Origin of the sequence: Gluconobacter kondonii (assembly GCF_002723995.1) — a bacterium.
GTDB lineage: Bacteria > Pseudomonadota > Alphaproteobacteria > Acetobacterales > Acetobacteraceae > Gluconobacter > Gluconobacter kondonii.
The window spans coordinates 43,159-66,954 of record NZ_BEWP01000003.1; the positions used below are offsets into that span (position 1 = coordinate 43,159).

General features: G+C 60.0%; 25 protein-coding genes and 2 tRNA genes. 13 read left to right on the forward strand and 14 right to left on the reverse strand.

The features are described 5' to 3' along the window. Positions 1-76: 76 nt before the first annotated feature. From mnmE to GKO01_RS04260, 6 genes are all read left to right on the forward strand, one after another. Complete coding sequence (gene mnmE / locus GKO01_RS04235; RefSeq protein WP_099285920.1) at positions 77-1,381, forward strand: tRNA uridine-5-carboxymethylaminomethyl(34) synthesis GTPase MnmE; 1,305 nt, start codon at positions 77-79, stop codon at positions 1,379-1,381. 3 nt (positions 1,382-1,384) lie between these two features. Beyond that, entirely contained in the window at positions 1,385-3,241 is a 1,857-nt protein-coding gene (gene mnmG, locus GKO01_RS04240) for a tRNA uridine-5-carboxymethylaminomethyl(34) synthesis enzyme MnmG (RefSeq protein WP_099285921.1), read from the forward strand. Next, positions 3,238-3,819, forward strand: coding sequence for a 16S rRNA (guanine(527)-N(7))-methyltransferase RsmG (gene rsmG / locus GKO01_RS04245; RefSeq protein ID WP_099285922.1), 582 nt, complete (start codon positions 3,238-3,240; stop codon positions 3,817-3,819). Before mnmG ends, rsmG begins: the two co-directional genes overlap by 4 nt. Next, positions 3,809-4,612: a ParA family protein gene (locus GKO01_RS04250; RefSeq protein ID WP_099285923.1), complete on the forward strand. Its 804-nt coding sequence runs from the start codon at positions 3,809-3,811 to the stop codon at positions 4,610-4,612. Before rsmG ends, GKO01_RS04250 begins: the two co-directional genes overlap by 11 nt. Positions 4,613-4,618: 6 nt before the next feature. Then, positions 4,619-5,494: a ParB/RepB/Spo0J family partition protein gene (locus GKO01_RS04255; protein WP_099285924.1), complete on the forward strand. Its 876-nt coding sequence runs from the start codon at positions 4,619-4,621 to the stop codon at positions 5,492-5,494. 118 nt (positions 5,495-5,612) lie between these two features. Continuing rightward, positions 5,613-5,688: transfer RNA gene (locus tag GKO01_RS04260), tRNA-Lys, on the forward strand. 108 nt (positions 5,689-5,796) lie between these two features. Here GKO01_RS04260 and GKO01_RS04265 read toward each other — a convergent pair. Further along, the gene (locus GKO01_RS04265) at positions 5,797-6,483 is read right to left on the reverse strand and encodes a histidine phosphatase family protein (protein ID WP_062107145.1); all 687 of its coding nucleotides are present in this window, start codon (positions 6,481-6,483) and stop codon (positions 5,797-5,799) included. Beyond that, complete coding sequence (locus GKO01_RS04270; RefSeq protein ID WP_099285925.1) at positions 6,480-8,528, reverse strand: hypothetical protein; 2,049 nt, start codon at positions 8,526-8,528, stop codon at positions 6,480-6,482. The genes GKO01_RS04265 and GKO01_RS04270 overlap by 4 nt, the downstream gene beginning before the upstream one ends. Before the next feature lie 196 nt (positions 8,529-8,724). Here GKO01_RS04270 and rfbB point away from each other — a divergent pair, with 196 nt between their 5' ends. From rfbB to GKO01_RS04295, 5 genes are all read left to right on the forward strand, one after another. Next, positions 8,725-9,780 (forward strand): dTDP-glucose 4,6-dehydratase, encoded by a 1,056-nt coding sequence (gene rfbB / locus GKO01_RS04275; protein WP_099285926.1) that lies wholly within the window; start codon positions 8,725-8,727, stop codon positions 9,778-9,780. Between the two features lie 20 nt (positions 9,781-9,800). Continuing rightward, entirely contained in the window at positions 9,801-10,667 is an 867-nt protein-coding gene (gene rfbA, locus GKO01_RS04280; protein WP_174694242.1) for a glucose-1-phosphate thymidylyltransferase RfbA, read from the forward strand. A gap of 82 nt (positions 10,668-10,749) precedes the next feature. Beyond that, positions 10,750-11,313 (forward strand): dTDP-4-dehydrorhamnose 3,5-epimerase, encoded by a 564-nt coding sequence (gene rfbC, locus GKO01_RS04285; RefSeq protein ID WP_099285928.1) that lies wholly within the window; start codon positions 10,750-10,752, stop codon positions 11,311-11,313. An 8-nt stretch (positions 11,314-11,321) separates the two neighbouring features. Continuing rightward, positions 11,322-12,212, forward strand: a complete 891-nt coding sequence (rfbD, locus tag GKO01_RS04290; protein WP_099286097.1) for a dTDP-4-dehydrorhamnose reductase — start codon at positions 11,322-11,324, stop codon at positions 12,210-12,212. Positions 12,213-12,323: 111 nt separating this feature from the next. Further along, positions 12,324-13,262 (forward strand): glycosyltransferase, encoded by a 939-nt coding sequence (locus GKO01_RS04295; RefSeq protein ID WP_099285929.1) that lies wholly within the window; start codon positions 12,324-12,326, stop codon positions 13,260-13,262. A gap of 100 nt (positions 13,263-13,362) precedes the next feature. Here the strand turns inward: GKO01_RS04295 and GKO01_RS04300 are convergent, their stop codons facing one another. From GKO01_RS04300 to GKO01_RS04310, 3 genes are all read right to left on the reverse strand, one after another. Continuing rightward, positions 13,363-14,265, reverse strand: a complete 903-nt coding sequence (locus tag GKO01_RS04300; protein ID WP_167383427.1) for a GNAT family N-acetyltransferase — start codon at positions 14,263-14,265, stop codon at positions 13,363-13,365. Between the two features lie 218 nt (positions 14,266-14,483). Continuing rightward, positions 14,484-14,927, reverse strand: a complete 444-nt coding sequence (locus tag GKO01_RS04305; protein ID WP_099286098.1) for an HIT family protein — start codon at positions 14,925-14,927, stop codon at positions 14,484-14,486. Positions 14,928-14,962: 35 nt separating this feature from the next. Continuing rightward, positions 14,963-16,447: a sugar porter family MFS transporter gene (locus tag GKO01_RS04310; RefSeq protein WP_167383428.1), complete on the reverse strand. Its 1,485-nt coding sequence runs from the start codon at positions 16,445-16,447 to the stop codon at positions 14,963-14,965. Between the two features lie 119 nt (positions 16,448-16,566). On the opposite strand from GKO01_RS04310, the gene GKO01_RS16460 reads away from it, so the two are divergent. Next, on the forward strand, positions 16,567-16,695 hold the full coding sequence (locus GKO01_RS16460; protein WP_264815894.1) for a hypothetical protein: 129 nt from the start codon (positions 16,567-16,569) through the stop codon (positions 16,693-16,695). Here the strand turns inward: GKO01_RS16460 and GKO01_RS04315 are convergent. From GKO01_RS04315 to GKO01_RS04330, 4 genes are all read right to left on the reverse strand, one after another. Continuing rightward, positions 16,682-17,488 carry a metal ABC transporter permease gene (locus tag GKO01_RS04315; protein WP_099285931.1) on the reverse strand — a complete coding sequence of 269 codons (807 nt, stop codon included), beginning with the start codon at positions 17,486-17,488 and terminating at the stop codon, positions 16,682-16,684. The genes GKO01_RS16460 and GKO01_RS04315 overlap by 14 nt on opposite strands. Further along, positions 17,475-18,164, reverse strand: coding sequence for an ATP-binding cassette domain-containing protein (locus GKO01_RS04320; RefSeq protein ID WP_099285932.1), 690 nt, complete (start codon positions 18,162-18,164; stop codon positions 17,475-17,477). Before GKO01_RS04320 ends, GKO01_RS04315 begins: the two co-directional genes overlap by 14 nt. Further along, complete coding sequence (locus GKO01_RS04325; RefSeq protein WP_099285933.1) at positions 18,151-19,026, reverse strand: metal ABC transporter solute-binding protein, Zn/Mn family; 876 nt, start codon at positions 19,024-19,026, stop codon at positions 18,151-18,153. Before GKO01_RS04325 ends, GKO01_RS04320 begins: the two co-directional genes overlap by 14 nt. Before the next feature lie 75 nt (positions 19,027-19,101). Beyond that, positions 19,102-19,509 (reverse strand): lytic transglycosylase domain-containing protein, encoded by a 408-nt coding sequence (locus GKO01_RS04330; RefSeq protein ID WP_099285934.1) that lies wholly within the window; start codon positions 19,507-19,509, stop codon positions 19,102-19,104. A 106-nt stretch (positions 19,510-19,615) separates the two neighbouring features. Here GKO01_RS04330 and GKO01_RS04335 point away from each other — a divergent pair, with 106 nt between their 5' ends. Beyond that, positions 19,616-20,092 (forward strand): YbaK/EbsC family protein, encoded by a 477-nt coding sequence (locus GKO01_RS04335; RefSeq protein WP_099285935.1) that lies wholly within the window; start codon positions 19,616-19,618, stop codon positions 20,090-20,092. Here GKO01_RS04335 and galE read toward each other — a convergent pair. The 5 genes from galE to GKO01_RS04360 all read right to left on the reverse strand — a co-directional run bounded on the left by galE (position 20,089) and on the right by GKO01_RS04360 (position 23,779). Further along, positions 20,089-21,078, reverse strand: a complete 990-nt coding sequence (gene galE / locus GKO01_RS04340; RefSeq protein ID WP_099285936.1) for a UDP-glucose 4-epimerase GalE — start codon at positions 21,076-21,078, stop codon at positions 20,089-20,091. The two genes, GKO01_RS04335 and galE, sit on opposite strands and share 4 nt — an antisense overlap. Before the next feature lie 88 nt (positions 21,079-21,166). Then, positions 21,167-21,604: a DUF2501 domain-containing protein gene (locus GKO01_RS04345; RefSeq protein ID WP_099285937.1), complete on the reverse strand. Its 438-nt coding sequence runs from the start codon at positions 21,602-21,604 to the stop codon at positions 21,167-21,169. 111 nt (positions 21,605-21,715) lie between these two features. After that, on the reverse strand, positions 21,716-22,930 hold the full coding sequence (locus GKO01_RS04350; RefSeq protein ID WP_244901319.1) for an AGE family epimerase/isomerase: 1,215 nt from the start codon (positions 22,928-22,930) through the stop codon (positions 21,716-21,718). A 57-nt stretch (positions 22,931-22,987) separates the two neighbouring features. Continuing rightward, a tRNA-Ala gene (locus tag GKO01_RS04355) sits at positions 22,988-23,063 on the reverse strand. Positions 23,064-23,167: 104 nt separating this feature from the next. Next, the gene (locus tag GKO01_RS04360) at positions 23,168-23,779 is read right to left on the reverse strand and encodes a Maf family protein (protein WP_099285939.1); all 612 of its coding nucleotides are present in this window, start codon (positions 23,777-23,779) and stop codon (positions 23,168-23,170) included. Positions 23,780-23,796: the final 17 nt, after the last annotated feature.

The window sequence follows — 23,796 nt, forward strand, 5'->3', positions numbered from 1 at the left end:
TTTTTTCATGCCCACACGCGCCTCATTACAGCCTAAGCATTTTCACCACAGGCCCTCCTGCACTACATAGAACCCCATGACGCGCTCCTCCCTCCCGGACCACACACCGCAGGTCATTTTCGCACTGGCAACCGGCCCCTCCCGCGCCGCCATCGCGATCATGCGCGCCAGCGGCCCCGGCAGCGATACGATCCTGCGCGCGCTGTGCAACGGACATCTCCCCGAACCCCGCCGCGCCAGCCTGCGAACCCTGCGCCATAACGCAGAGGTGCTCGACCATGCCGTCGCCCTCTGGCTCCCCGGCCCGAACTCCTACACTGGAGAAGACGGTTTCGAGTTGCACCTCCATGCCGGCCCCGCCATCATCGCCCGCGTCGCCGACGCCCTGACCGATCTCGGAGCCCGCCCAGCCGAACCGGGCGAGTTCACCCGGCGCGCCGTCCAGAAAGGACGGCTGGACCTGCTTCAGGCCGAAGCCATTGCCGACCTCGTGGATTCTGAAACCGAAAGCCAGCGCAAACAGGCCCTGCGTCAGGCTGACGGCGCCCTGAGCCGCCTGTATGACGACTGGGCACAGCGCCTGCGCCTCGTCCTCGCCCATCAGGAAGCGCTGATTGACTTCCCGGACGAAGACCTCCCGCAGGACGTGGAAGACGGACTGGTCGAGGAACTCTCGAAGCTCCACACCGAAATGTCCGCCCACCTTCAGGACAATCGCGGCGAACTCCTGCGTCAGGGCCTGACCGTCGTGATCGCAGGGTCGCCGAACGTCGGAAAGTCCAGCCTTCTCAATACGTTATCCGGAACAGATGCCGCAATCGTCACGCATCGTGCGGGCACGACCCGCGATGCCATCGCACTCAACTGGATTCTGGACGGCGTCCGCCTGCGTCTGATCGACACGGCGGGCCTACGGGAGACGGAAGACGAAATCGAAGCCGAAGGCATCCGCCGCGCATTGTTTCACGTGAAACAGGCGGATGTCGTGCTGCATCTGATCGGCCCGGATGAGAGCCTTGAAACCCTCTCCGGACGGGAAATTCCCATCCGGACAAAAATCGACATCGCACCAGCCCCATCCGGTATGTTAGGGATCAGCACGCAGTCCGGCGAAGGACTTGGTGCGCTGCGTCAGGTCCTGTCCGAACGGGTGTCCGAACTCATGGCCGGTTCAGCTGCGCCCCCACTGACCCGCGCCAGACACCGCGCCGGAATTCAGGAGGCCGCAAACCATCTGGATCATGCCCGGACCGCGACATGGCCGGAACTGCGGGGCGAGGAACTCCGGCTGTCCATGCTGGCTCTGGGGCGTCTGACCGGACGTGTTGATGTTGAATCCCTGCTCGATGCGATTTTCGGGCAGTTCTGTATCGGGAAGTAGGTTGTGAGCGATTTCGATGTCATCGTGATCGGCGGCGGTCATGCCGGATGTGAAGCTGCAGCGGCATCGGCCCGTTTCGGCGCGCGCACCCTGCTGCTCACCCATCGGCTGGAAACGATCGGTGCTATGTCCTGCAACCCGGCCATCGGCGGGATCGGCAAAGGTCATCTCGTGCGCGAAATCGACGCGCTCGACGGCCTGATGGGCAAAGCCGCAGACCGCGCGGGAATCCATTTCAAATTGCTCAACCGCTCCAAGGGACCCGCCGTTCACGGCCCCCGCGCGCAGGCCGACCGTTCGCTCTACCGCGCCGCCATTCAGGATCTACTCGCCGCCACGCCGAACCTGACGATCCTCGAAGGCGCCGCCGGAGACCTGATCGAAGAGAACGGCCGCATCATAGGAGTCATCTGCGAAGACGGTCGGGAGTTCCGCTGCGGCGCCGTCGTCCTGACTGCCGGAACCTTCCTGCGCGGCGTCATCCATGTCGGCCACACCCAGACAGACGCCGGACGCATCGGCGAAGCGCCGGCCAAACGTCTGGGCGAACGCCTCTATGCGCTCGGTCTGCAAATGGGCCGCCTCAAGACCGGCACACCGCCGCGTCTGGCCAAAGATAGCATCGACTGGGAAAACCTCCCGGCCGATCCCGGCGATGCCGAACCCGAGGCTTTCAGCCCCATGACGACGGCCATCACCAACCCGCAAGTCGTCTGCCGCATTACCCAGACTACCGCCGAGACCCACAGGATCATCAACGAAAACCTGCACCGCTCGGCCATGTATGGCGGCGCCATCGCCGGGCGCGGCCCGCGCTACTGCCCGTCCATCGAGGACAAGGTCGTCCGGTTCGCCGATCGCAGTTCGCATCAGATCTTTCTCGAACCCGAAGCCCTTCCGGGAAATCCGGGCGGCGATCTGGTCTATCCCAACGGTATCAGCACCAGCCTACCCGCCGACGTGCAGGCCGCCATGATCGCCACCATGCCCGGTCTGGAAAACGCCCGCATCGTCACCGCAGGCTATGCCGTCGAATATGATTACGTGGACCCGCGCGAGCTTCTGCCGTCCCTGCAACTGCGCCGCCTGCCGGGCCTGTATCTTGCCGGACAGATCAACGGCACGACCGGCTACGAAGAAGCCGGCGCACAGGGCCTCCTCGCAGGCCTGAACGCCGCCCGCGCCACGGCTGGAAACGAGGCCCTCACGCTGGATCGCAGCGACGCCTATCTCGGCGTTATGATCGACGATCTGACACTGCACGGCATCAGCGAACCCTATCGCATGTTCACATCCCGCGCCGAGTATCGTTTGACCCTGCGCGCCGATAACGCCGACCTGCGCCTGACGCCCAAAGGCATCGCCGCAGGCTGCATCCTGTCCGAACGCAAAACTGCTTTCACAGCCCAGAAGGCCGAACTCGACGCCGCCATGGCCCGCGCCGCCGGAACAACCTTCTTGCCGCAGGCCCTCCGTGACGTCGGTTTCGAAGTCTCTCTGGATGGCCGCCGGCGTACGGTTCTGGACGTCCTCGCCAGCAACGGAGACCACACGATTCTGAATGCTTTGGCCCCGTGGTTCGCCGACCTCCCCCTGCGCGTGCGCCGCCATGTCGAGACCGAAGCCCGCTATGGCGGCTATCTTCACCGGCAGGATCGTGAAATTCGACAGCTCGCATCGGAAAGTGCCATCGCCCTTCCGGCCGATCTGGATTACACTGCCATCGGTGGCCTGAGCAGCGAAATGCGCGAGCGTTTTTCCCAGGCCCGCCCGACCAGTTTCGCCGCAGCACAGCGCGTGCGCGGGGTCACACCTGCCGCGCTGGTCGCCCTGCTGGCCCATGTAAGGACCCTGTCATGACCACCGTTTCACGTGAAACACATGAGAGGCTGGAGCGCTTTGCCGACCTGCTCGTGCAGTGGAACGCGAAAATCAATCTCGTCAGCCCCCGTGACATCGCACAGCTCTGGCCTCGCCATATCGAGGACAGCCTCCAGCTTGCGGAGCTGATCCCCGAAGGTGCCACCATCACCGATCTGGGTTCGGGCGGTGGTTTTCCGGGCATTATTCTGGCCATCGCCACAGGCAACCCGGTCACCCTGATCGAATCGGATCAGCGCAAATGCGCCTTCCTGCGGGAAGCGGGACGCATCTGCGAGGCGAAGGTCGCGGTCATCGCCAAGCGTATCGAAGCCGCCAGCCCCCCTCCGGCCGACATCATCACGGCCCGGGCGCTGGCCCCCCTCAACAGGCTCCTGGACTGGGCACGGCCATTGCTGAAAGAAGACGGGTTCTGCCTGTTTCTGAAAGGTCAGAAGGCACAGGCTGAGTTGACCGAGGCCAGCGCCGACTGGCACATGAGCCACACCATTGTTCCCAGCCGCACCGACCCCGGCGGAGCCATCATCAAGGTCAGTGATTTCAAGCGTGTCGTCTAAAACCGAATCCCCCACCACCCGGATCATTGCCGTCACCAACCAGAAGGGAGGCGTCGGCAAGACCACCACCACCATCAATCTGGCCGCAGGTCTGGCCCGTCAGGGACAGCGCGTCCTGCTCGTGGATCTGGACCCGCAGGGCAACGCCTCCACCGGTCTGGGCATCGACTACGACCAGCGCAACACCGGCACCTATGCCGCGCTGATGGTCGAAGCCGAACCCCACGCCCTGCCCCAGCCGACCGCGTTCGAGAATCTCTCGATCATCACGGCCAACAACGAACTGGCCGGTGCAGAGCTTGAAATGATCGGGGACGAGCGCCGAGAATACCGTCTGCGCGACGCTCTGCATGCGCTTGAAGGCGATTACGACACGATTCTGATCGACTGTCCGCCAAGCCTCGGTCTGCTGACGCTCAACGCGCTGGTCGCGTCCGACAGCGTAATTGTGCCGCTGCAATGCGAGTTCTTTGCGCTTGAAGGCATCAGCCAGCTCGTCCGCACCATCGACCGCGTCCGCCGCGCCTTCAACGCAGACCTGCATCTCGAAGGCATCATCCTGACGATGTACGACCGACGCAACAACCTGTCCGAACTCGTGGCGCAGGATGCGCGTGGCTTCTTCGGCGATCAGGTGTTCGAGACGATCATCCCGCGCAATATCCGCATTTCCGAAGCCCAGAGCCACGGCAGCCCGGTGCTGGATTACGACGCCCGCTCCACAGGCGCCATCGCCTATCTGGCGCTGGCGGACGAGCTGATCAAACGCAACAAGAACAAGACAAAGGCGTAACCGGCGATGGCCAAAAAGGACAGTTCCCCGCGTCTTGGTCGCGGCCTCGCAGCCCTTCTGGGCGATCAGGCGCCGCAACTGGCCCGCGCCACACGCGCAAACGCCACGCCACAACAACACTCGTCCCTGCCCGTGGATGTTCTGGCCCCAAGCCCCTTCCAGCCACGACAGGACATGAACCCCGAGCGCCTGTCCGAACTGGCCGATTCCATTCGCTCACGCGGCGTCCTGCAACCCCTGCTCGTCCGCCCCGATCCGGAAAAGCCTGGTCATTACCAGATCATTGCCGGTGAGCGCCGCTGGCGCGCCTCACAGCTCGCAGGCCTGCACAGCGTTCCCGTCCATATCCGCGAACTGGACGACACGGACGCGATGGCCGCAGCCCTGGTCGAGAACCTTCAGCGCGCAGATCTCAACCCGATCGAAGAAGCCGAGGGCCTGCAACGCCTCGTTACGGACTACACCCTGACGCAGGAAGAACTGGCCGGTGCCGTTGGCAAGTCCCGCCCGCACATCACCAACACCATGCGCCTGCTGAACCTGCCGCCGGAAGTCCGCGCGCATGTCCGCAACGGCGACCTCACAGCCGGTCACGCCCGCGCCCTGCTCACCCATCCCGATCCGGTCGCTGCCGCCAAGCTCGTCATCGCCCGCGGCCTGAATGTCCGCCAGACGGAAGCCCTCACCAGCGGCAAAGAAACCACGACCCCGGCCAAAAAGGCGCGGGACGCGGAAATTCTCCAGATCGAAAACGACCTCTCCTCCCGTCTCGGCCTGAAAGTCCATATTTCCTATAACGGCAAAAAAGGCGGCTCCCTGAAGATCGACTATACGTCTCTGGAGCAGTTCGAAAGCGTCATGCGCCTCCTCAACCGGAAATAACACACTGAAAAACAAGGTTTTTCTTCTTTTTCAGACCAGCCGCGAAGAAAAGAAGAAAAACCTCTTGCAGCTTCCCACCGAATCCCGCTATAAGCCGCTCCACCGGTAGACGGGGCATGGGCACATAGCTCAGTTGGTAGAGCAGCTGACTCTTAATCAGCGGGTCCAAGGTTCGAGCCCTTGTGTGCCCACCATGCCCGTCTCCGGTTATTTCCAAAAATTCTATCTTTATCCGCTAAAGCCCGCTCCGGGTCTTTTCGTACGTCTGGACAGTCTCTGAAATCCAGAGACTGTCCCGCAGTTCAGCCCCGGAAATCAGGCAGTTCGTTAACCGTTACGACACGCCACAGGCAGTCGATACGCTCCAGAATGGTGATGGACAGGTTTTGAATCGAAAACCGCAGAGCCGTATCAGGATGCACGCCCAGCGCATGCGCCAAAGCTGCGCGGATGGCCCCGCCGTGACTGACGACAACCATGTCCTCACCTTCATGGGCATTCGCCAGATCCTCTAGACCATGCGCCACACGCGCACAGACATCCAGCATGCTCTCCCCGCCCGGCGGCAGTTCACATGCGGAAATGGACCAGAACGGATTAGGCGGCAGTCGCAGCAGAGACATGAACTCCGTATGCGGCGTGCCATGCCATTCCCCGATCGACTGTTCGATGAAACGGCCGTCAATCGTCACATCCTGCGAAAACGCCCCTGCCTTACGGATCTCGCTCGCCGTGTCACGCGCGCGCTGGAGCGGCGAACTATACCACAATGCATCGGTCGGCAGACGCCGCGCCAGCGTGGCATAGCCGCCCTGCTGGCTTGCCATCGCTTCCCGACATAGCGGCACATCAAGCGCCCCATACATCGTCTTGCGCGCACTGGCTTCCACGACCGCGTGGCGAATCATCCAGAACCGGGTCACGCCCTTCGGCAGTTCCGGCGTATCGAGAAAATGCCCGTGCGGGACCGCTTTATCTGTCTGGGTCATGCTAATGGGGCGTAACGGGGGACGGGGTTCGCGTCCAGCAGAACATCCCAGTGTTTCAGGATCAGTTCCAGTTTTCCCAGCACCCGGCGCGCATCCGTGCATTCGCGCTGCAACCGGCGCTCCTCGTCCAGTCCTTCATGCGATGGCTCTCCCGACACCAGCCGCGCCCCCGCGCACAGACGCAGCGCGCCCGCGGGTCCATCCAGCATCGGATGCGGCACTGGAACGGGCTGCCCCAGAACACAGAGCAGACTGCCCTCCCCTTCCATAACCCAAGGCGACAGATCCGCATTCAGCCAGCGGTGCAACCGTCGCGCGTCTTCCAGCGCAAGCGGCTGGCCGGGTGCATGAGGGTCCTCCACCAGAAACGACAGAATGGTCGGAACCGCGTCCCAGCGCCCGTCATCAAAAGGCGTGCCCATAGGCAGCATGGTCAGGACCGGACGGGCGCGCACCATGGCAACGGCCTCCGTCATAAACCGCGTCAGACGACTGCGAATGACCCGGTCGGGCAACGCAAACAGCGCATCCATTTCGGCAAGGGCCGCATACCAGCGCAGGGCCAGCCCGATATTGTGACCGTTATTGAGCGCCGAAGCATCCGCACCTTCCGGCCACTCATCGCGGTTGCCATAGGCCCGCAAGCCTTTCGGAAGTGACAGGGACGGCAGACGATTGCGGATTTGAGGGGGGAGGAGAATGGCCCCGCAAAACGGTGGGCCGGTAAAAAACTTGGAGCCGGTAATCATGACGATGATCCCCCGCTCCACCCAGTCCGCCACCCGCGACGGACTCAACCGCGCCTGACAGACATCGATAACGACGCTGAGCTGATCGCCCAGCCCGGTACACAATTCCCAGACAAGATCCATGTCCGGCGCAGCAAGCCCGGTCTTGGACTGGTCCAGCCGGTGCAACAGCACATGCCGCCCCTCGGCCGCTTCGCGTCGCACAAGGGCCGCACATTGTGCATTGATCTCCGCGACAGGCCGCGCCGTGCCATCAGCCGCACGGATATCGACACCAATCAACCGCGTGTCCGGCGAAAACCCTTCGATCACCTCGCCCTTGCCCACCAGCGTGGAGCACGCACTATCCGTCGCAAAATGCCGACCGCAAGCCGCCAGAGGCACCCCGCTGCCCGTTTCATCCGGGGCCAGAAGGATGGACGTCACCGGACGCTGCGTTCCCGCCGCTACAAGCGCCAGAACCGCCAATTCACAGTCTGTCCCGGACGCCGATAGCAGAACCGCATCTTCCGGCAGACCATAATGAGCGCCAATCGCCGCCCGGGCCCGGCGCACAACACCTTCCTGAACCAGATCCGGGTCCTGCTTGGCCAGCAGCGCACTCATCATGGCACGTCGAGCGGATTCAGCCCCCCCAAAACCGCGTTCGGACAGCGAAGACGCCGTCGATGACCCAAAAGTGATCGCCCAAGGCCGAGGACGATGAGAGCTGGAATACCGGTTCAGCCCGGTATGTGGATCGACAGCCAGCCGTGAATCCCCGCCCCCGCTCATCAGGCTCTCGGCGGGTGCCAGAACAGGCCACAACCGGGTCAGAACGCCTTGCAGACGCTCGGCTTCAGGCTGTGTGAACAGCGGCAGATCCGGCAGAAACGCGCTCAGCGTCTCCCAACTCCGCAACAGGGCAGGAACATCGGGCACGTCGCCTGCGAAAACCGCAAGCCAGAATGGAAGCGGCGCGACATCGCCGGTATCCAGCGCATGAAACAGCGCCGCCACGCGCGCCGCGGCAAAGCTGGCCAGAAATGGATTGGCGCCGGGCTCCAGCAGTCGCATGAGTTCAATCGCATGGCGCAGGAAGGTCGGCGCAAGACGCGGCGCTTCAAGACATAACCCACCCAGCTTGAGCGTCGCCGTGGACAGGCAGAAAGCCTGCCCCGGCACCAGTTCTCCTTCGATCCGGAACGGAAGCGGCAGTGACACATCCAGGATCGGAACCAATCCGTCCGCAATCACCCGCAGATCGGGTCGCTCCAGAACATCCGTCAAAGAGCGTGTCAAAGTATCAGCCAGCATGCCTGCCTCTCCTGCCTCCGCACGACTGTGGGATTAGCCCATCAGCCCGGCCAGCGCGAGAGGCGAAAGCCGTCTTCAAAATCATCCATATGATGTTACAGAGAATGTCGCAGCGTTATTTGCGCTGTTCCAACAACACTGTAAGATAAAATGACTCTGCAGGGGTCCAGACCCTGATTTTAACCAAGAGGTTCAAATGCGGATTTTGCTGACAGGCGGTTGCGGCTTCATAGGATCGGCCGTTATACGCCATCTGATCCGAAACACGGACCACTCGGTCCTGAATGTTGACTGCATGACTTATGCAGCCTCGGAAGACACCGTCAGCGAAGTCGCAGACGATCCCCGCTACTCCCACGCCCGTGCGAATATTGTGAACGGCGTGGAAATGCAGCGCCTGTTCGAGGAATACCGCCCCGACGCCGTGATGCATCTTGCGGCCGAAAGCCATGTGGACCGCTCGATCGACGGTCCTGGTATTTTCATCCAGACAAACGTCGTCGGCACCTACTCCCTTCTCGAAGCGGCCCGCAAATACTGGAACACGCTGGGAGATGCCGAAAAGAAGGTCTTCCGCTTCCACCATATTTCCACTGACGAAGTCTTCGGCCATCTGGAACCGAACGATCCCCCGTTCACGGAAACCACACCCTACGATCCCCGCAGCCCGTATTCGGCTTCCAAAGCGTCGTCCGACCATCTGGTCCGCGCCTGGTTCCACACCTACGGCCTGCCAACCTTCGTGACCAACACCACCAACAATTACGGCATCTGGCATTTCCCGGAAAAGCTGATCCCGCTGGTCACGATCAATGCGATCGAAGGCCGCGACCTTCCGGTTTATGGCAAGGGCGAAAACGTCCGTGACTGGCTGTTCGTCGAAGACCATGCCGAGGCTCTGGTCAAGGCGGTCGAAACCGGCAAACCGGGCGAAACCTATGCCATTGGTGCGCGCCAGCCCCGCACCAATCTTGAAGTCGTCAAGAAGATCTGCGCCGTCCTCGATGAGCTTCAGCCCGATCCGGCTGGCCCGCGCGAACGTCTGATCCGCTTCGTCACCGACCGCCCCGGCCATGATTTCCGCTACGAGATCGATCCGTCACACGCCGAGAAGGAACTCGACTGGAAAGCGACGCATGATTTCGAAAGCGGCATCCGCAAAACGGTGCAGTGGTATCTCGACAACCGCGCCTGGTGGGAAGGAATCCGCTCCAAGCGCTATACAGGCCAGAGACTGGGAGCCAGCAAATGAGCACCATCGAGACCAAGCCCATGAAGGGCATCATCCTCGCCGGCGGTTCGGGCACACGCCTGTATCCGATGACGATGGCATCCTCCAAGCAGTTGCTGCCGGTCTATGACAAGCCGATGATCTATTATCCCCTTTCCACGCTGATGCTGGCGGGAATCCGGGACATCATGATCATCACCACGCCGCATGACATGCCGCAGTTCCAACGCCTGCTGGGCGACGGTTCGCAGTTCGGCGTCACCTTCGAATACCGCGTCCAGCCCACGCCGGACGGTCTGGCACAGGCGTTCCTGATCGCCGAAGACTGGATCCAGGGTTCACCCTGCGCGCTGGCGCTGGGCGACAACCTGATTTTCTCCGAACATCTCGGCGTCCTGCTGCGCGCGGCCTCCAACCGCCCCGAAGGTGCAACCGTCTTCGCCTATCAGGTCCGCGATCCGGAGCGTTACGGCGTGGTCTCCTTCGACGAGAGCGGTATCGCTCTCAAGGTCGAGGAAAAACCGACCCACCCCGAATCTCACTGGGCCATCACGGGCCTTTATTTCTACGATCACCGCGTCGTGGATTTCGCCAAGAAGGTGAAGCCAAGCCCGCGTGGCGAACTGGAAATCACCGACCTCAACCGCATGTATCTCGAAGAGGGCACCCTTCAGGTGGACCGTCTGGGTCGCGGCTGCGCCTGGCTCGACGCCGGTATGCCTGACAGCCTGATGCAGGCTGGAACCTTCGTTCAGACCATTCAGTCCCGTCAGGGCATGCTGGTTGGCTCCCCTGCCGAGGTCGCTTTCCGCAACAAGTTCATCAACGCCGACCAGCTTCGTGATCACGCAAAGAAGATGGGCAAAACCGAACTCGGCCGCCTGCTTCTGGAACTGGCTGACAGCTGATTTTGTTTTCAGGGTTCCGGTCTGCTGAAATACGCAACCGGAACCATTTTTTTATAAGAAATTTTCACGGCAGGATTTCAGCATGAAGGTCGAACGTCTTTCCATTCCAGAGGTCATTCTCGTTACGCCTCCCCGTTTTGGTGACAATCGCGGCTTCTTCTCCGAGACCTATAATGTTGATCGTATGAACGACGCTGGCATTACCCTGCCCTTCGTTCAGGACAATCAGAGCCTGTCGCGCCAGAAAGGCGTCGTCCGCGGCCTGCACTGCCAGTTGGCCCCCTACGAACAGGGCAAGCTGGTGCGCGTCACACGCGGTGCGATCTGGGACGTTGCTGTCGATGCCCGCACGGGATCGCCGACCTATGGCAAATGGGTGGGTGCCGAACTGTCCGCCGAAAACTGGTCGCAGCTCTGGGTGCCGCCGGGCTTCCTGCACGGCTTTGTCACGCTCGAGGAAAATACCGAAGTCCAGTACAAATGCACCTCGCTCTACAGCAAGGTCTCCGAACGCGCGGTCATCTGGAACTGCCCGGAACTGAAGATCGACTGGCCCGTTTCCGAAGCTGATGCCGTCCTGTCCGACAAGGATCTGGTCGCACCGCATTTCTCGGAATCCAAAGGCTGGTTCCAGTACGAAAAGTGAGCATGACCATGCCCGGCACAGGTCCCATTCTCGTCACAGGTGGCAACGGTCAGCTTGCAACCTCCCTCCAAAATCTCGGAGATGAACGTATCATCCGGGTTGGACGGCCGGAATTCGATTTCGACCATCCGGAAACGATCGCCACCATCGTCGAAAAATACAAACCATCGGTCGTCGTGAACGCGGCCGCCTGGACAGCCGTCGATCTGGCGGAAACAGAAAAAGACGGAGCCGAACGCGCGAACAATTCCGGTCCCGCAGCGCTCGCTGCGGCCTGCGCACAGGCGGATATTCCGTTCATCCACGTCTCAACAGACTATGTCTTCTCCGGCGACAAAGGCACGCCTTACACCGAAGACGACGCCACCTCTCCCGAGACCGTCTATGGCAGCACAAAGGCGGAAGGCGAACAGGCCGTCCTGAGTGCCAATATCAAGAGCATCATCCTGCGCACGTCATGGGTCTATTCCGCCCATGGCAAAAACTTCGTCCGCACCATGATCAATGTGGGTGCCAAAAACCCCGTGCTCAAGGTCGTAGGAGACCAGAGCGGCAATCCGACCAGTTCAGACGATCTGGCAGAGGCTATTCTCGCCATCATTGCCCTGATCGGGCGCGATGGCTGGAAACCGCAATACAGGGGCATTTTCCATGCCAGCGGCTCCGGCGAAACCACATGGTACGGTCTTGCCGTCGCCGCTCTGGAAGAAGCCGCAAAGCATGGCCAGACCATGCCGCAGGTCAACGCAATCCGCACCGAGGACTGGCCCACTCCGGCCAAACGTCCGCAGGACTCCCGGATGGACAATTCAAAGCTCCATCGCGTTTTCGGCTTAAAGATGCCAGAGTGGCGCCACAGCGTGACGCGTATTGTTCACAAGCTGTTTTCTGAAGCCTGACCGGCTGTTGCCCTCTCCCGGCGGGAGGGCAACCGACTGTCTCTCTCCTTGGCGTTGCGTTTGAATGATTCCCTTTCTCCGTCTTTCGGCCTTAAGCCCGGGTGCCGAAATATGACACAGAAAAGGACAGAACCTTCCAGCCAGGTCGCCATTCTCCTGTCACTGTATAATGGAGAAGCCTATCTCGATGCGCAGCTCACGAGCATCCTGGCCCAAACACACCCAGACTGGACACTATACTGGCGAGACGACGCTTCCTCTGATTTCTCAAGAAGCCGGATGCAGGCTTTTGCCCAAGGCCCCGGACAGGGAAGATGTATCGAGATTACCAGCCGTCAGGAACGTCTCGGCGTTGCGGGCTCCTATGCCCATCTGCTCGATGTCGTCCCGTCCACACCCTATGTCGCTTTCGCCGATCAGGACGACATCTGGGAGCCACAAAAGCTGGAATGGGCGCTAGACACCGTCGCACGCTGCCCATCCCACAAGCCGACGCTATATTGTGCCCGGCAATACCTGACGAACGCAGATCTCGTAATTTTTCAGGAATCTGCTCCCCTTCGCCGCAAACCCAATTTTCCCACGGCCCTGACGCAGAACATCGCAACTGGCCACACAGTGCTACTGAATGCAGCAACACACACCCTCCTGCGCAACAATCCGCCACCCCCTTCCATCCTACATGACTGGTGGGCCTATCTCCTGACGGCCGCAGCGGGAGGGGAGGTCATTTTCGACAGCCGCTGCGTCAGCTATTATCGCCAGCACGCGCACAACACCATCGGTGCAACCGACTCTTTCATCAAACGCGGTTGGGCGGCCTGCCGCCGTGGACCAAAAGTCTTCATGACGATCTTCCGCTCCAACGTGACGCATCTTCTGAACCAGCCGGAAAACCTGTCCCCCCCAGCCCTGCGCCTGCTTAAGGCCATCGCCGCGGCTCGGACGTTCCCCGCCCGGCTCCGTACCCTTTTCAGATACTCGTCCCTCCGACGACAGCGCTTCTCCGAAACTGTAGTTTTTCGGCTCTGGTTCCTGTTCTCACGTTAGATGTCTATTTCCGAAATGTAATGGCGCGTACCTTCGCATGAATAATAAATTCTGATAATAAAACAAAATAATTATAATTTACATATGGAATATTTTGCTTTTACTTACACCCAGGAAATAATCTTTTTACTTCTTTCATTATCCCATAACAAGGTGTATACTTATAAACTGTAGGCCTAGATATGGGATAAAGACCAAATCCAGCCAAAAATTTAGCGCTTGAAACACTTCCATAGCAATCAAAGTCCAAAATTTTTCCCATTGAAGAAGCCAATTTCATACATTCCCACAGCAATAATGAATTTGCTCCTGCATAAGAAAAATTTGTATCTCTTGCTGATTGCCAGAAGTACATAATATTTTCTCCCCATATTACAATTGATGCTGCAACCGGAATATGTCCTTTATACGCGACAACCGTTACCAATTGATCTCTAAGCAGACATTGCCTACAAATTTCTTCCAATAATTTATAATTATGTGTGCTTTCCTCATTTCTTTGTTTTTTTGACAAATAAAAGAAGGAATCTATTGAGTTCTCAATTCGAATTTCCAACAATTTACCAGTAGTTCGAATTAAATTTCGAGTTTTTTGATCGAGATTATTCCACACATCTTCTAAATCAACATTAAAATCATATTGAAATGTAGATTGATTGGATATGTTAAATCCCTCTAATTCGAATGCGAAAAGAGTTTCATCGTGAGGATCAAATGACAATCTAAAATTACTATAGTTCGGTATATTTTGAACCACCCCTTCCACCAGACGTCGTATGTTCTGTCCTTTTTTAAAGGGCTTTGACTCTGGAATATCGAACTGGGGAGAGAGAGTTCTTGTATATGGAGGCATCGAAATACTTGTCATGCCCAGATTTTTTATTTTGTATATTGGAAGTTTTATATTTAATTTATTGCTATGAGTATAATTTATAAACTCTATTTTTCCTTCCGTTACACAATCAAGCCACCATTCCTCCATGAAAATACTGTTCTTTTTCATTGTCCTGTTCCCGAAATGCATTATTCATCGTCTCTAGATATTGGTACACAACTCTAAACAAATTGTAGTGTGATAATTTTCATACTTTTCGTTAAAAATTAGTTATTATAATTTCTATACTGTCTATTCAATATTTTCCAGAGTGGGTTTTGAGAAAATGGCTGCAGACGGCCCCGTCCGCTCATCTGCCAGCCGATACGATTTCTATTTTATTAATCTCAGACCTTTAACTTCAAATACTGACGGATGATTTCCATAAACGCACCATCCTGCTCCAAGCTGAACGGTCGCGCCGCATCGTAATCATAGACCGTCCCCGCCGGGCGCGTGGCCTTTTCAGGATCTTCGGACGCATAGCGCGGCACGATATGGGTATGCAGGGACGGTGCCAGATTACACCAGGTCTCGTAATTGATCCGCACTGCGTCAGTGACCGCCAGCAACGCATCCCCGACCGCCGCCATATCGGCCAGATACTGCGCCCGCGCCTCGCCGTGCAGGTCATTGATCGTCGGCACGACCGGATCAGCCAGAAGCTGGCAGTATCCCGGCAAAGGCTGCGTCCCCCCGATCACCAGCCAGCCCGATTTCATCCGCCCGATAACAGAAGGGTTGCTGCCACGTCGTGCGGCAGCAACCCTCTGTGCGATAACATCCGTCATGGTCGGTTCCCCTTCTGCGTGAAGGGGAAAGCGTATCATGCAGCGGCTTCGACGTCCTCGTCTTCGCTCTGCACGATCCGCGTATTCCCGCGCGTGGGGCGAAAGCGCTTTTCAACCAGCGCCTCTTCAATATCTTCAAGCGAAGCCCCGGCCGTTTCCGGCACGAAGAAGAACACGAAGACTACGGAAGCAATATTGACGAACGCATAGAACCACATCGTCCAGCTCAGCCCGATGGCTTCGGCCATGCTCAGCGCCGTGCTGGTCACCAGAAGATCAGCCCCCCACAGCGTCGCGGCATGAAGCGATGTCGCCTGTCCACGCATCGAGAGCGGGAACATTTCCGCCCCCAGCAGCCAGCCACACACCTGGATACCGCCGGAATTGAACATCATGAACAGCAGCAGGAACACCACGATCAGATAAGCCCCCGTGCTGCCCGGAGCCGGATGGCTCAGGAACATCACGCCAAGCCCGACGAGCGACAGCGCAGCCCCCGGCCCCATGATGAGCATCAGGCGACGACGGCCGATCCGGTCCACGAACATGCAGCCCAGAAATGTCATGATGCAGTAAATCACCGCCACACCCAGCGACGCCAGAAGGGCGGAAGACGTGCCGAAACCCGCATCATTCAGGAAGGTCGGGGTATAGTAGATCATCATCTCCAGCCCGCCGCATTGCGTAAAGAACGCAACACCAAGGGCGGCGACAAGCGCAGGACGCACCCACGGCTGGAACAGACCGCGCCAACCCCGGTTCTGCGGCTCGATCCCTTCCGCATTTTCGCGAATGGTCTGGACTTCCCGGCGGATGGCCCGCTTGGTCGTGCGGATGCGCCCAAGCTGAATGATGGCACTCTTCATGCCTTCATTTTCAGCCACCCAGCGTGGGCTCTTGGGCATGAAGAACATGGAAACGAACACGATCGCCGCCGGAATGGCCGCAATACCCACCATCGGGCGCCAGCCCCAGGCCACACGCTGGGTAAAGCCGATGATGTTGGCAATCAGAATGCCCAGACCGATCGCCACATTAAACAGCGTCACCAGCGTGCCGCGACGTTCCTGCGGCGCCAGTTCGGAAATATACATCGGCACGACCTGCGTCGAACCGCCAACCGCCAGCCCCAGCACAAACCGTGCCGCAATCAGGCTCCAGACATCCGGCGCTAGCGAGCAGGCCGTCGCCCCCGCCACAAACACGCCGCTGACCAAACAGGTGGTGTTCCGCCGTCCGAACTTCTCCGACAGACTTCCTGCACCAAAGGCCCCGAAAATCGCCCCCAGAAGGATCGCGGACGCCACCCATTCCTTCATGGTGGCATTCAGATGGAAATCATCCCCGATCAGAGGCAGCGTTCCCGAGATGATGCCGGTGTCATAACCATACAGACCACCGCAGATCGCAGCGACTACAGCCGCCAGAATCAGCATCAGCTTGGCATTGGGAGAAACTTCGATGGACGCGGGATCAATATGCTCCCGTCCGGTTCGGACTGTTTTCGTATCGTTTTCCATAGGAGGATAACATATCACGAAACGATTGGTTTTTCGGGTTCGGCGGAAAACAGCCGAAAATACACTCAAAATACGTTCAGGATTGACTATCGTCCCACAAAACCGTCAGGATACGCATTATGCAGACACCCGATACAACCAACGATGTTCCCGTTATTGGCACAAAAGCGCTGATCATCATGCATGTGATGCTGGTTGCATTCATCGCTCTGGTGCATTTCAAGCTGACGAGCGCTACGGACTTCTGAACCGCCGCCACAGATCGGCCAACGCATAGGAGAGGGCAGCCCCAAGCCCGATCCAAAACGGAACCGGCGCATCCGTCACCCAGGACAGCATTAGTCCACCCCACGACAATCCCAGCGCCAGCCCGACCGAAACGGCAATCCCGGCGAGCGGCCCAAGCCCAAGCTTCAACGCTGTCGCAGCAGGCCCGATCATCAGGCTGAACGCCAGAAGCGCGCCCGCCACTTCCGCACAGGCCGCACAGGCCAGCGCCGCCACGACCATGAACACCACCGACACCAGCCGCGCCGGCACACCCCGCGCCCGCGCCACTTCCGGCGCCAGACTGGCAAACAGCAGCCGACGTCCCAGAAACGCCAGCAGTCCAAGACACAGCACGGCCACCCCACACAGCGCCTCCAGCGTCGGCACATCAATGCCTAGAACGTCACCGAACAGCAGCGTGGTCGCAAGGCTGGAGCCCCGGTTGCTCATGTGCAGGAACCATGCCCCAAGACCAAGACTGGCCGCGAGCACAAGCCCGATCGTGCTGTCCCGCTGAGCGGGAACACCGCGCTCCCCTTCGCGCTCAGCCCCGATGACGAACCCCGCCATCAGACTGAACACCACCATTCCCGAAAGCGGCGGAAAGCCAAGCCAAACCGCCCCGGCCGCCCCGCTGAATCCGATATGCGACAGCGCATGGGCCGCAAACGCCTGACGCCGCAGCATCAGGAACCAGCCCACCGTCCCCGCCAGAACAGAAACAACCGCCGCGCCCACAAAGGCATGGCGCATGAAATCAAACTCGAACATGCAGCCCCCCGTCCGCAAGCTGCACAACTCGCGTCACGGCTCCCGACAGTGCCTCGGTTTCATGAGACGTCAGAACAATCCCAATCCCCAGACGCTCCGTCAGATCCCGCAACAGACGCACCGTCCGCTCCTGCCCCGCCTGATCAAGCGCCGCCAGCGGCTCATCCAGCAACAGCAGATCCGGGCTGCCCGCCAGAGCCTGCGCCAGCCCAACCCGCTGACGCTCCCCGCCGGACAGCAATCCCAGAGGACGGTGCGCAAATGACGCAGCCCCCGTCAGCGCCAGAAGCCGGTCCGCTTCCTCCCGCCGAGCCCACAGACGCAACGGGAGTCCCCAACGCACACCGTCCACCGCCGCCCGCACATGACTGACCGCCGGAAGCAGCAGCGCCGCATCCGTCACACTCTGCGGCATGTAACCGATATGCTGCCGGGCCTGCGCCGGCGACAGACCATGCGTGAGAATTTCGCCCGCCTGAAGTGGAATCAGCCCCAACATCGCCCGCAGCAGCGTGGACTTCCCCGCCCCGTTCCGCCCGGACAGAAGCGTCATGCCCGAAAGCGGCACCGTCAGAGACGCCTCCCGCAACACACAGGTCGATCCCGCCGTGAGCGTCACATCCCGCAAAACCAACCCACGCTCCGGCTGACAGCAGACCCGTTTATTTTCCGCCATCACCCAGCGCCTGCTCCACCGTCTGAAGAATGCCATGAACCCAGCCCTGCCAGGACTGCCCCGGTGGCAAAGTCTCCCCAATCGCCACGACCGGCAAGCCCACAGCCCGCGCCCGATCCACCAGCCGGTCGATCTGCGGCGAATGAATGGCCGGATTGGTCATCAGCATCCGCACCTTACGCCCGTCAATCAACATATCGACCTGCGCCACATCGCGCGGCGAGGGCTCCGCATGGTTCATGATCGACAGCGCAAAATTCTCATCCAAAACCGCCAGCCCCGCATCCCGAAGCAACGTCTCCCCAACCGGCTCCACCGCCGCCACGGGCACGGCCTCATGACGCGCCTTCATCGCCGCCAGACGATCCGTCACGCCGTCCAGTTCCTTCCGGAATATCGCCAGCCTCTCCGCCACGGCCGGTGCGGAAATTCCCGGCTGATGCGACAGCCTGTCCGCAAAAACCTGCGCGACTTTCCCCACCGCCGCCGGATCGAGAAAGAGATGCGGATTGTCGCCGGGCCGCCACCCCGCGAGAGATGCCACCACGATCCGCTCCGGCACGGAAGCCGTAAAGGGAAGCGCCCAGTCGTCATAGGTCGCACCATTCACGACCGCGATGGTCGCCCCCGCCATAGCGCGCGCCATGGAGGGCGAGGGCGTCAAATCATGCGGATCAATCCCCGGCGTCGCCAGAAGGGCCTGCGTCTGCACATCCGCTCCCCCGATCTGCGCCGCCACATCGCACCAGGCCGCTTCAACGCACACCACACGCACAGGGGGCTGCGACGGCTCGGCCTGAGCAGCGGCTGCACCTCCTGAAATCAGTGCAGCCAGCAACAAAGCTGGAAAAAAACGCATCATGGTCCTCGGGGCAGGGGTCAAGGATCAGGTGTTATAAAGTAACATTTACGACCTGACCATCCTCCCCGGAACGCCTTATCCCTGACGCAGATAAAGTGCCGCCGCCGCGGCCACAACCCTGCGCTGGTAATCCAGATTGAGCGGCAGTGTGCGGGAATGATAATCCCCGATCGCCTTCATCAGATTGCCATGCTCCTCATTCAGCGCCCTGCGCAGGATCATCGCCGCCGCCGCGATATTGAAACACGGCTCCAGCGCCAGACGCGCCGCAACCTGCGACACCGGCTGATGGGTCATGGAGGCGATCGGCAAAATCCAGCGCGAATTGATCTGCATGAGCCCAATATCCACCGAACCGTCCGTATTGGTGCTGACATGCCCCATCGTCCCGCCCTCGACCCGCTGGATTGCAGGCAGGATGCGCGGCGGCAGATGGTAATGTAAAGCCGAAGCCAGCATGCAGGCCAGCAGACCGCCAGCCATGGTTATGAACGGACCACAGGGTGAATCATGCCCCGGACCCTAGCATCAGACGCGCCTGCCTGCCATCCTGAACCCCTCGTGATGACCGCAAAGGACAGGAGGACACGTGCAGGACACATCCGCGACCCTGACACTGGACGCTCTCGGCATTTCCTATGAACGCCATGTCTATGAGTATGACCCCTCAGCAGGAAAACTTGGCGTGGCCGCCGCCGCAGCGCTGGGCCTGTCGCCGGATCACGTCCTCAAGACCCTGATGGTGCAGATCGACGGACGCCCCGCCTGCGTGGTGCTGCCTGCGGATCGCGAACTGGATTTCGCCCGCGTGGCACAGGCCTTCGGAGGCCGGAAAGCCAAGATGCTCTCCCGCCCCGATGCCGAACAGCGCACCGGCTACCGCATCGGCGGCGTGAGCCCCTTCGGACAGCGCAGCGCCGTCCCCACGGCCTTCGAGCAATGCGGCATGGACGGCCCACCCGTGGTCATCAATGGCGGAAGCCAGGGCCTCCTGATCGAACTGTCCCCGCAGGACGCCCTGACCGCCACCGGTGGCCTTGTGGCCGATCTGGTCAAACCCCTTTAAGCAGCGCCGTATCCGTCGGGATGGTCCACACGCCAGCGCAGGGCCGTCTCGACGATATCATCAAGCTGACTGAACTTCGGGTCCCAGCCCGTTTCCTTGCGGATCTGCGAGGAATCCGCCACCAGAACCGCCGGGTCTCCCCCACGGCGCGGCGCCCATTCCCAAGGCACTTTCCGGCCGCTGACACGCTCGACACTCTGGACGACTTCCAGATTGGTAAAGCCCAGCCCATTGCCCAGATTATACGTCACGGACCGCTCATCGAGCTGCCCCATGGCGCGGATATGCGCATCGGCCAGATCCGTCACATGGATATAGTCGCGCACACAGGTGCCATCGCGCGTCGGATAGTCATTCCCGAACAGCTTCAGCCCAGTTCGACGTCCCAGCGCCGCGTCGATCGTCAACGGAATGAGATGCGTCTCCGGCCGATGATCCTCACCCAGACGTCCCTGTGCATCCGCACCCGCCGCATTGAAATAACGCAGGCACGCGCTCTTCATACCGCAGATCCGGTCCGCCCAGACCAGCGCCCGCTCGATCAGATATTTGCTCTCGCCATAAGGCGACCCCGGATCAACCGGCGCATCCGCCGAAATCAGCGGCGGACGATCATCGCCACCAAACAAAGCCGCCGTCGAGGAGAACACGAAGCGCTTTACGCCATGCCGCGTGCAGGCCTCGATCAGGTTCAGAGCCGTGATGTAGTTCCGGCGCAGATAGAGGAAAGGCTGGCTCATGCTTTCGCCCACAAGAGACAGCGCCGCGAAATGCAGAACCGCATCCCACTGCCCCGAAGCTACCGCCCGGTCTGTCGCTTCCGCATCCGCCAGATCGACATGAATGAACTGTGCGCCCTGCGGCACGGCGGCCCGATGACCGGTGCTCAGATTGTCGAGAACAACAACCTCATGCCCGCCATCCACCAGAGCCTGTGCCAGATGACTTCCGACAAACCCGGCCCCACCCGTAACGAGATACTTCACTGATACAGTTGTCCTTTTTCCAGAAATACCCGGCCCGTCACGGCTGATCCATGACGGGCCGGCTCAAGTAAGAGAAGACCAGATCAGGTTAGAGAAGATTCTGGGCGCGGCTAAGGATCATGCTGCACAGTTTCTGCTTCAGCTGGCCCTTGAGGCTCGACAGCGACAGCGGATCGCTGCCTCCCGTCAGAAGCTGCCCCTGCTGTCCTGCCGCATAATCGCTGGTGGACGTCACGCCCTGCTTGCCCGTCAGGCTGCTCAGGGCCGAAGTAGCGCTGCTGCCGCTCAGATAGTTGTTCTGCACACAATAGCTCAGAACACCCGCAACATTGCCCGTGCTGGCAGAAGACACGTTCGGCAGCATGCTGCCCATGATGCCGGTGCCCCCGGTCATGCCACTCATACCCGACATGCCGCTCATGGCATTGCCCGCACTGCCAACACCCGGAATGGACTGGGCATGGGCCGAAGACACAACAAGAGCAGCGGCCACAAGACCCGCGAAAAGACCGTTCGAGTAACGCATCCTATTTCTCCTTCAGAAGACGCTCAGGGCAGCACCTGTCAGAAGTCACCGTCGCTGCCGACATGTTTACCGAAAGTGACGGTAACATAGGATTGCAACGGGTTCATCCGTCTAACGTCCGCAGAACTCCCGCGCCGCACCATAAATATGGTAGAGCGAACTGGCCGGAACGTCCGGGACTGTCGCATTTCCGAAGGCGTCGAAGCGGTCCATCCACAAGGCGCTTTTCTGGTCGGAACTGAAGGTTCCAAAGAAATGCTCCGTCAGCCCCCGCAGAATATCCGGTCTCTCATTGCGACAGACCAGCAGACGGCAAAGCTCGGTCTGCGGCCAGATCCGTGTTGCGTTTTCAACGGTCTGCCCTCCATCCGTCACGGCATCCCGCACGACGGCGCCCTCCCCGACCCGCGCTACGCCATGCGCCATTCCGAACGCGAACAGCCCTTCCGCCGCCCGGCCAATCGCCCCGGCTTCCGGCGTCCCAGGCTCCAAACGCAGATAGTCCCGCAGCAGCCAGGACCATTCGAAAAGATGCCCCGGCTCCACACGATTACTCCCTACGGGAGTTGTCGGGCGCCAGTCTGTCATGAAATCTTCAAGGAGCGCTCCCGATCCGGGCTGGATGAGCTTCCCCAGAGCCAGCCGCACCAGAGACCGCGCCTCGTCCAGATAAAAGCTATCCCCCGAGACCTCGAACAGCACCAGAAACGCCTCAAGCAGATGCATATGCGGATTCTGATGCCGGACCGCCCCTATCAACGGCACCTCGTCCAGAAACCCGCCATGCTCCGCTCGGAAAATCTGATGCAGTTCCAGCACGGTCTGCCGCGCCACCACCAGATAATCCGGATTGCCGCTCAGGCGATATGCCCAGCCATAGGCAAACAGAATGAAGGCATGCGCATACAGATCCCGCTTCGTCCCGACCGGGGTTCCGTCCGGTGCGACGGAAAAGATCCACCCCGCTTGCCCGTCCCGATGGCGATAAAGCCGCTCGACCTCTTCCAGACACATCAACGCCTGTCCGGACGCCTCATGCAGCCCGTCCAGCGCCGCCCGACAGAATGTCGAAATCTGCCGCGCCTGCACCATCAGCCGCGACGCTTCCAGAACCAGAGGCTCCCCGGCAAACGTCAGACGCTCGTGATACAGGCGCTTTGTGCGATCAAACCCGGCATCGCTCCAGAATGGCAGCACCGTCCGCGTCAGCCAGCCGCCCCAGAGCGACCGCTGATCAGCATCCATGAGGGGCGGCAAAGAGGCGTAAGGCGTTCCGGTCTGCATCCGACTGCCGTATGAGAGCTGAACGCCCGCGTCAACAGACACAGATCAGCCACAGCAAAGCCGGACCGAAAATTTCAAATTTTTAAGGCGGAAGGAAACTGGTGGAGCCAATCGGGATCGAACCGACGACCTCCTGAATGCCATTCAGGCGCTCTCCCAACTGAGCTATGGCCCCACATGTTTCATCTGCGGCCCCTTTGGGACGGAGCCGGATGAGGGCGGTATATCGTCATGATTTCGCCCTGACAAGCCTGAAAAACAGATTTTAGCAGCAGTTTTTCACGTAGAAATCGCCTTCAGCCTCCGCAGTTCCCCCAATAACGGAAGCAGCGGCAGCCCCAGAACGGCGTCCTGCGTCCCGTCAACTGCCGAAAAAAGCTGTATTCCAGGGCCTTCCAGCCGATACGCCCCCACACAGGACAAGATGGCAGCCCCTTCCCGCTCCAGATAGGCCTCAAGGAACGCCTCCGAAAACGCCCGCATCGTCAGACGCGGCGACGCCAGATGCTCCCAGATTTTCTCGCCCCCTTTATAGAGAACGACCGCAGTGCGCAGAACATGCGTCCGCCCCCGCAGCCGGCGCAGATGCTCCCCTGCCTCAGCAACAGAGTCCGGCTTGGCAAACGCCACACCGTCCAGATCGAGAATCTGGTCCGCCGCAACCGTCAGATCCTCGAAGCCCAGATCCCGTGTCGCGAGATTGGCTTTTGCATCCGCCAGAGCGATCGCCGTTTCCGAAAGCGTCTGTCCCTGCGCCTCGCAGGATCGCCGCAGCGCTTCCTCATCGAGATCGACCGGTCTCGCCTGCACCGTAAGACCTGCATTTTCGAGCAACATGCGCCGGGCTGATGACCCGCTGGCAAGAATCAGGGAAGTACTGAAAGACATCATGATGTACGACTCCGTAC

What these genes read in the sequence shown, in the direction of transcription:
- rfbD (WP_099286097.1), top strand. Translation starts at nt 11,322, where the DNA reads ATGCCCGGCACAGGTCCCATTCTCGTCACAGGTGGCAACGGTCAGCTT.
- GKO01_RS04270 (WP_099285925.1), bottom strand. Translation starts at nt 8,528, where the DNA reads ATGCTGGCTGATACTTTGACACGCTCTTTGACGGATGTTCTGGAGCGA.
- GKO01_RS04320 (WP_099285932.1), bottom strand. Translation starts at nt 18,164, where the DNA reads ATGGCGGAAAATAAACGGGTCTGCTGTCAGCCGGAGCGTGGGTTGGTT.
- GKO01_RS04325 (WP_099285933.1), bottom strand. Translation starts at nt 19,026, where the DNA reads ATGATGCGTTTTTTTCCAGCTTTGTTGCTGGCTGCACTGATTTCAGGA.
- GKO01_RS04360 (WP_099285939.1), bottom strand. Translation starts at nt 23,779, where the DNA reads ATGATGTCTTTCAGTACTTCCCTGATTCTTGCCAGCGGGTCATCAGCC.
- GKO01_RS16460 (WP_264815894.1), top strand. Translation starts at nt 16,567, where the DNA reads ATGCAGACACCCGATACAACCAACGATGTTCCCGTTATTGGCACAAAA.
- rfbC (WP_099285928.1), top strand. Translation starts at nt 10,750, where the DNA reads ATGAAGGTCGAACGTCTTTCCATTCCAGAGGTCATTCTCGTTACGCCT.
- rfbA (WP_174694242.1), top strand. Translation starts at nt 9,801, where the DNA reads ATGAAGGGCATCATCCTCGCCGGCGGTTCGGGCACACGCCTGTATCCG.
- GKO01_RS04345 (WP_099285937.1), bottom strand. Translation starts at nt 21,604, where the DNA reads ATGCGTTACTCGAACGGTCTTTTCGCGGGTCTTGTGGCCGCTGCTCTT.
- GKO01_RS04265 (WP_062107145.1), bottom strand. Translation starts at nt 6,483, where the DNA reads ATGACCCAGACAGATAAAGCGGTCCCGCACGGGCATTTTCTCGATACG.
- GKO01_RS04305 (WP_099286098.1), bottom strand. Translation starts at nt 14,927, where the DNA reads ATGACGGATGTTATCGCACAGAGGGTTGCTGCCGCACGACGTGGCAGC.
- GKO01_RS04330 (WP_099285934.1), bottom strand. Translation starts at nt 19,509, where the DNA reads ATGGCTGGCGGTCTGCTGGCCTGCATGCTGGCTTCGGCTTTACATTAC.
- GKO01_RS04300 (WP_167383427.1), bottom strand. Translation starts at nt 14,265, where the DNA reads ATGAAAAAGAACAGTATTTTCATGGAGGAATGGTGGCTTGATTGTGTA.
- GKO01_RS04295 (WP_099285929.1), top strand. Translation starts at nt 12,324, where the DNA reads ATGACACAGAAAAGGACAGAACCTTCCAGCCAGGTCGCCATTCTCCTG.
- GKO01_RS04255 (WP_099285924.1), top strand. Translation starts at nt 4,619, where the DNA reads ATGGCCAAAAAGGACAGTTCCCCGCGTCTTGGTCGCGGCCTCGCAGCC.
- GKO01_RS04315 (WP_099285931.1), bottom strand. Translation starts at nt 17,488, where the DNA reads ATGTTCGAGTTTGATTTCATGCGCCATGCCTTTGTGGGCGCGGCGGTT.
- rsmG (WP_099285922.1), top strand. Translation starts at nt 3,238, where the DNA reads ATGACCACCGTTTCACGTGAAACACATGAGAGGCTGGAGCGCTTTGCC.
- GKO01_RS04310 (WP_167383428.1), bottom strand. Translation starts at nt 16,447, where the DNA reads ATGGAAAACGATACGAAAACAGTCCGAACCGGACGGGAGCATATTGAT.
- mnmE (WP_099285920.1), top strand. Translation starts at nt 77, where the DNA reads ATGACGCGCTCCTCCCTCCCGGACCACACACCGCAGGTCATTTTCGCA.
- rfbB (WP_099285926.1), top strand. Translation starts at nt 8,725, where the DNA reads ATGCGGATTTTGCTGACAGGCGGTTGCGGCTTCATAGGATCGGCCGTT.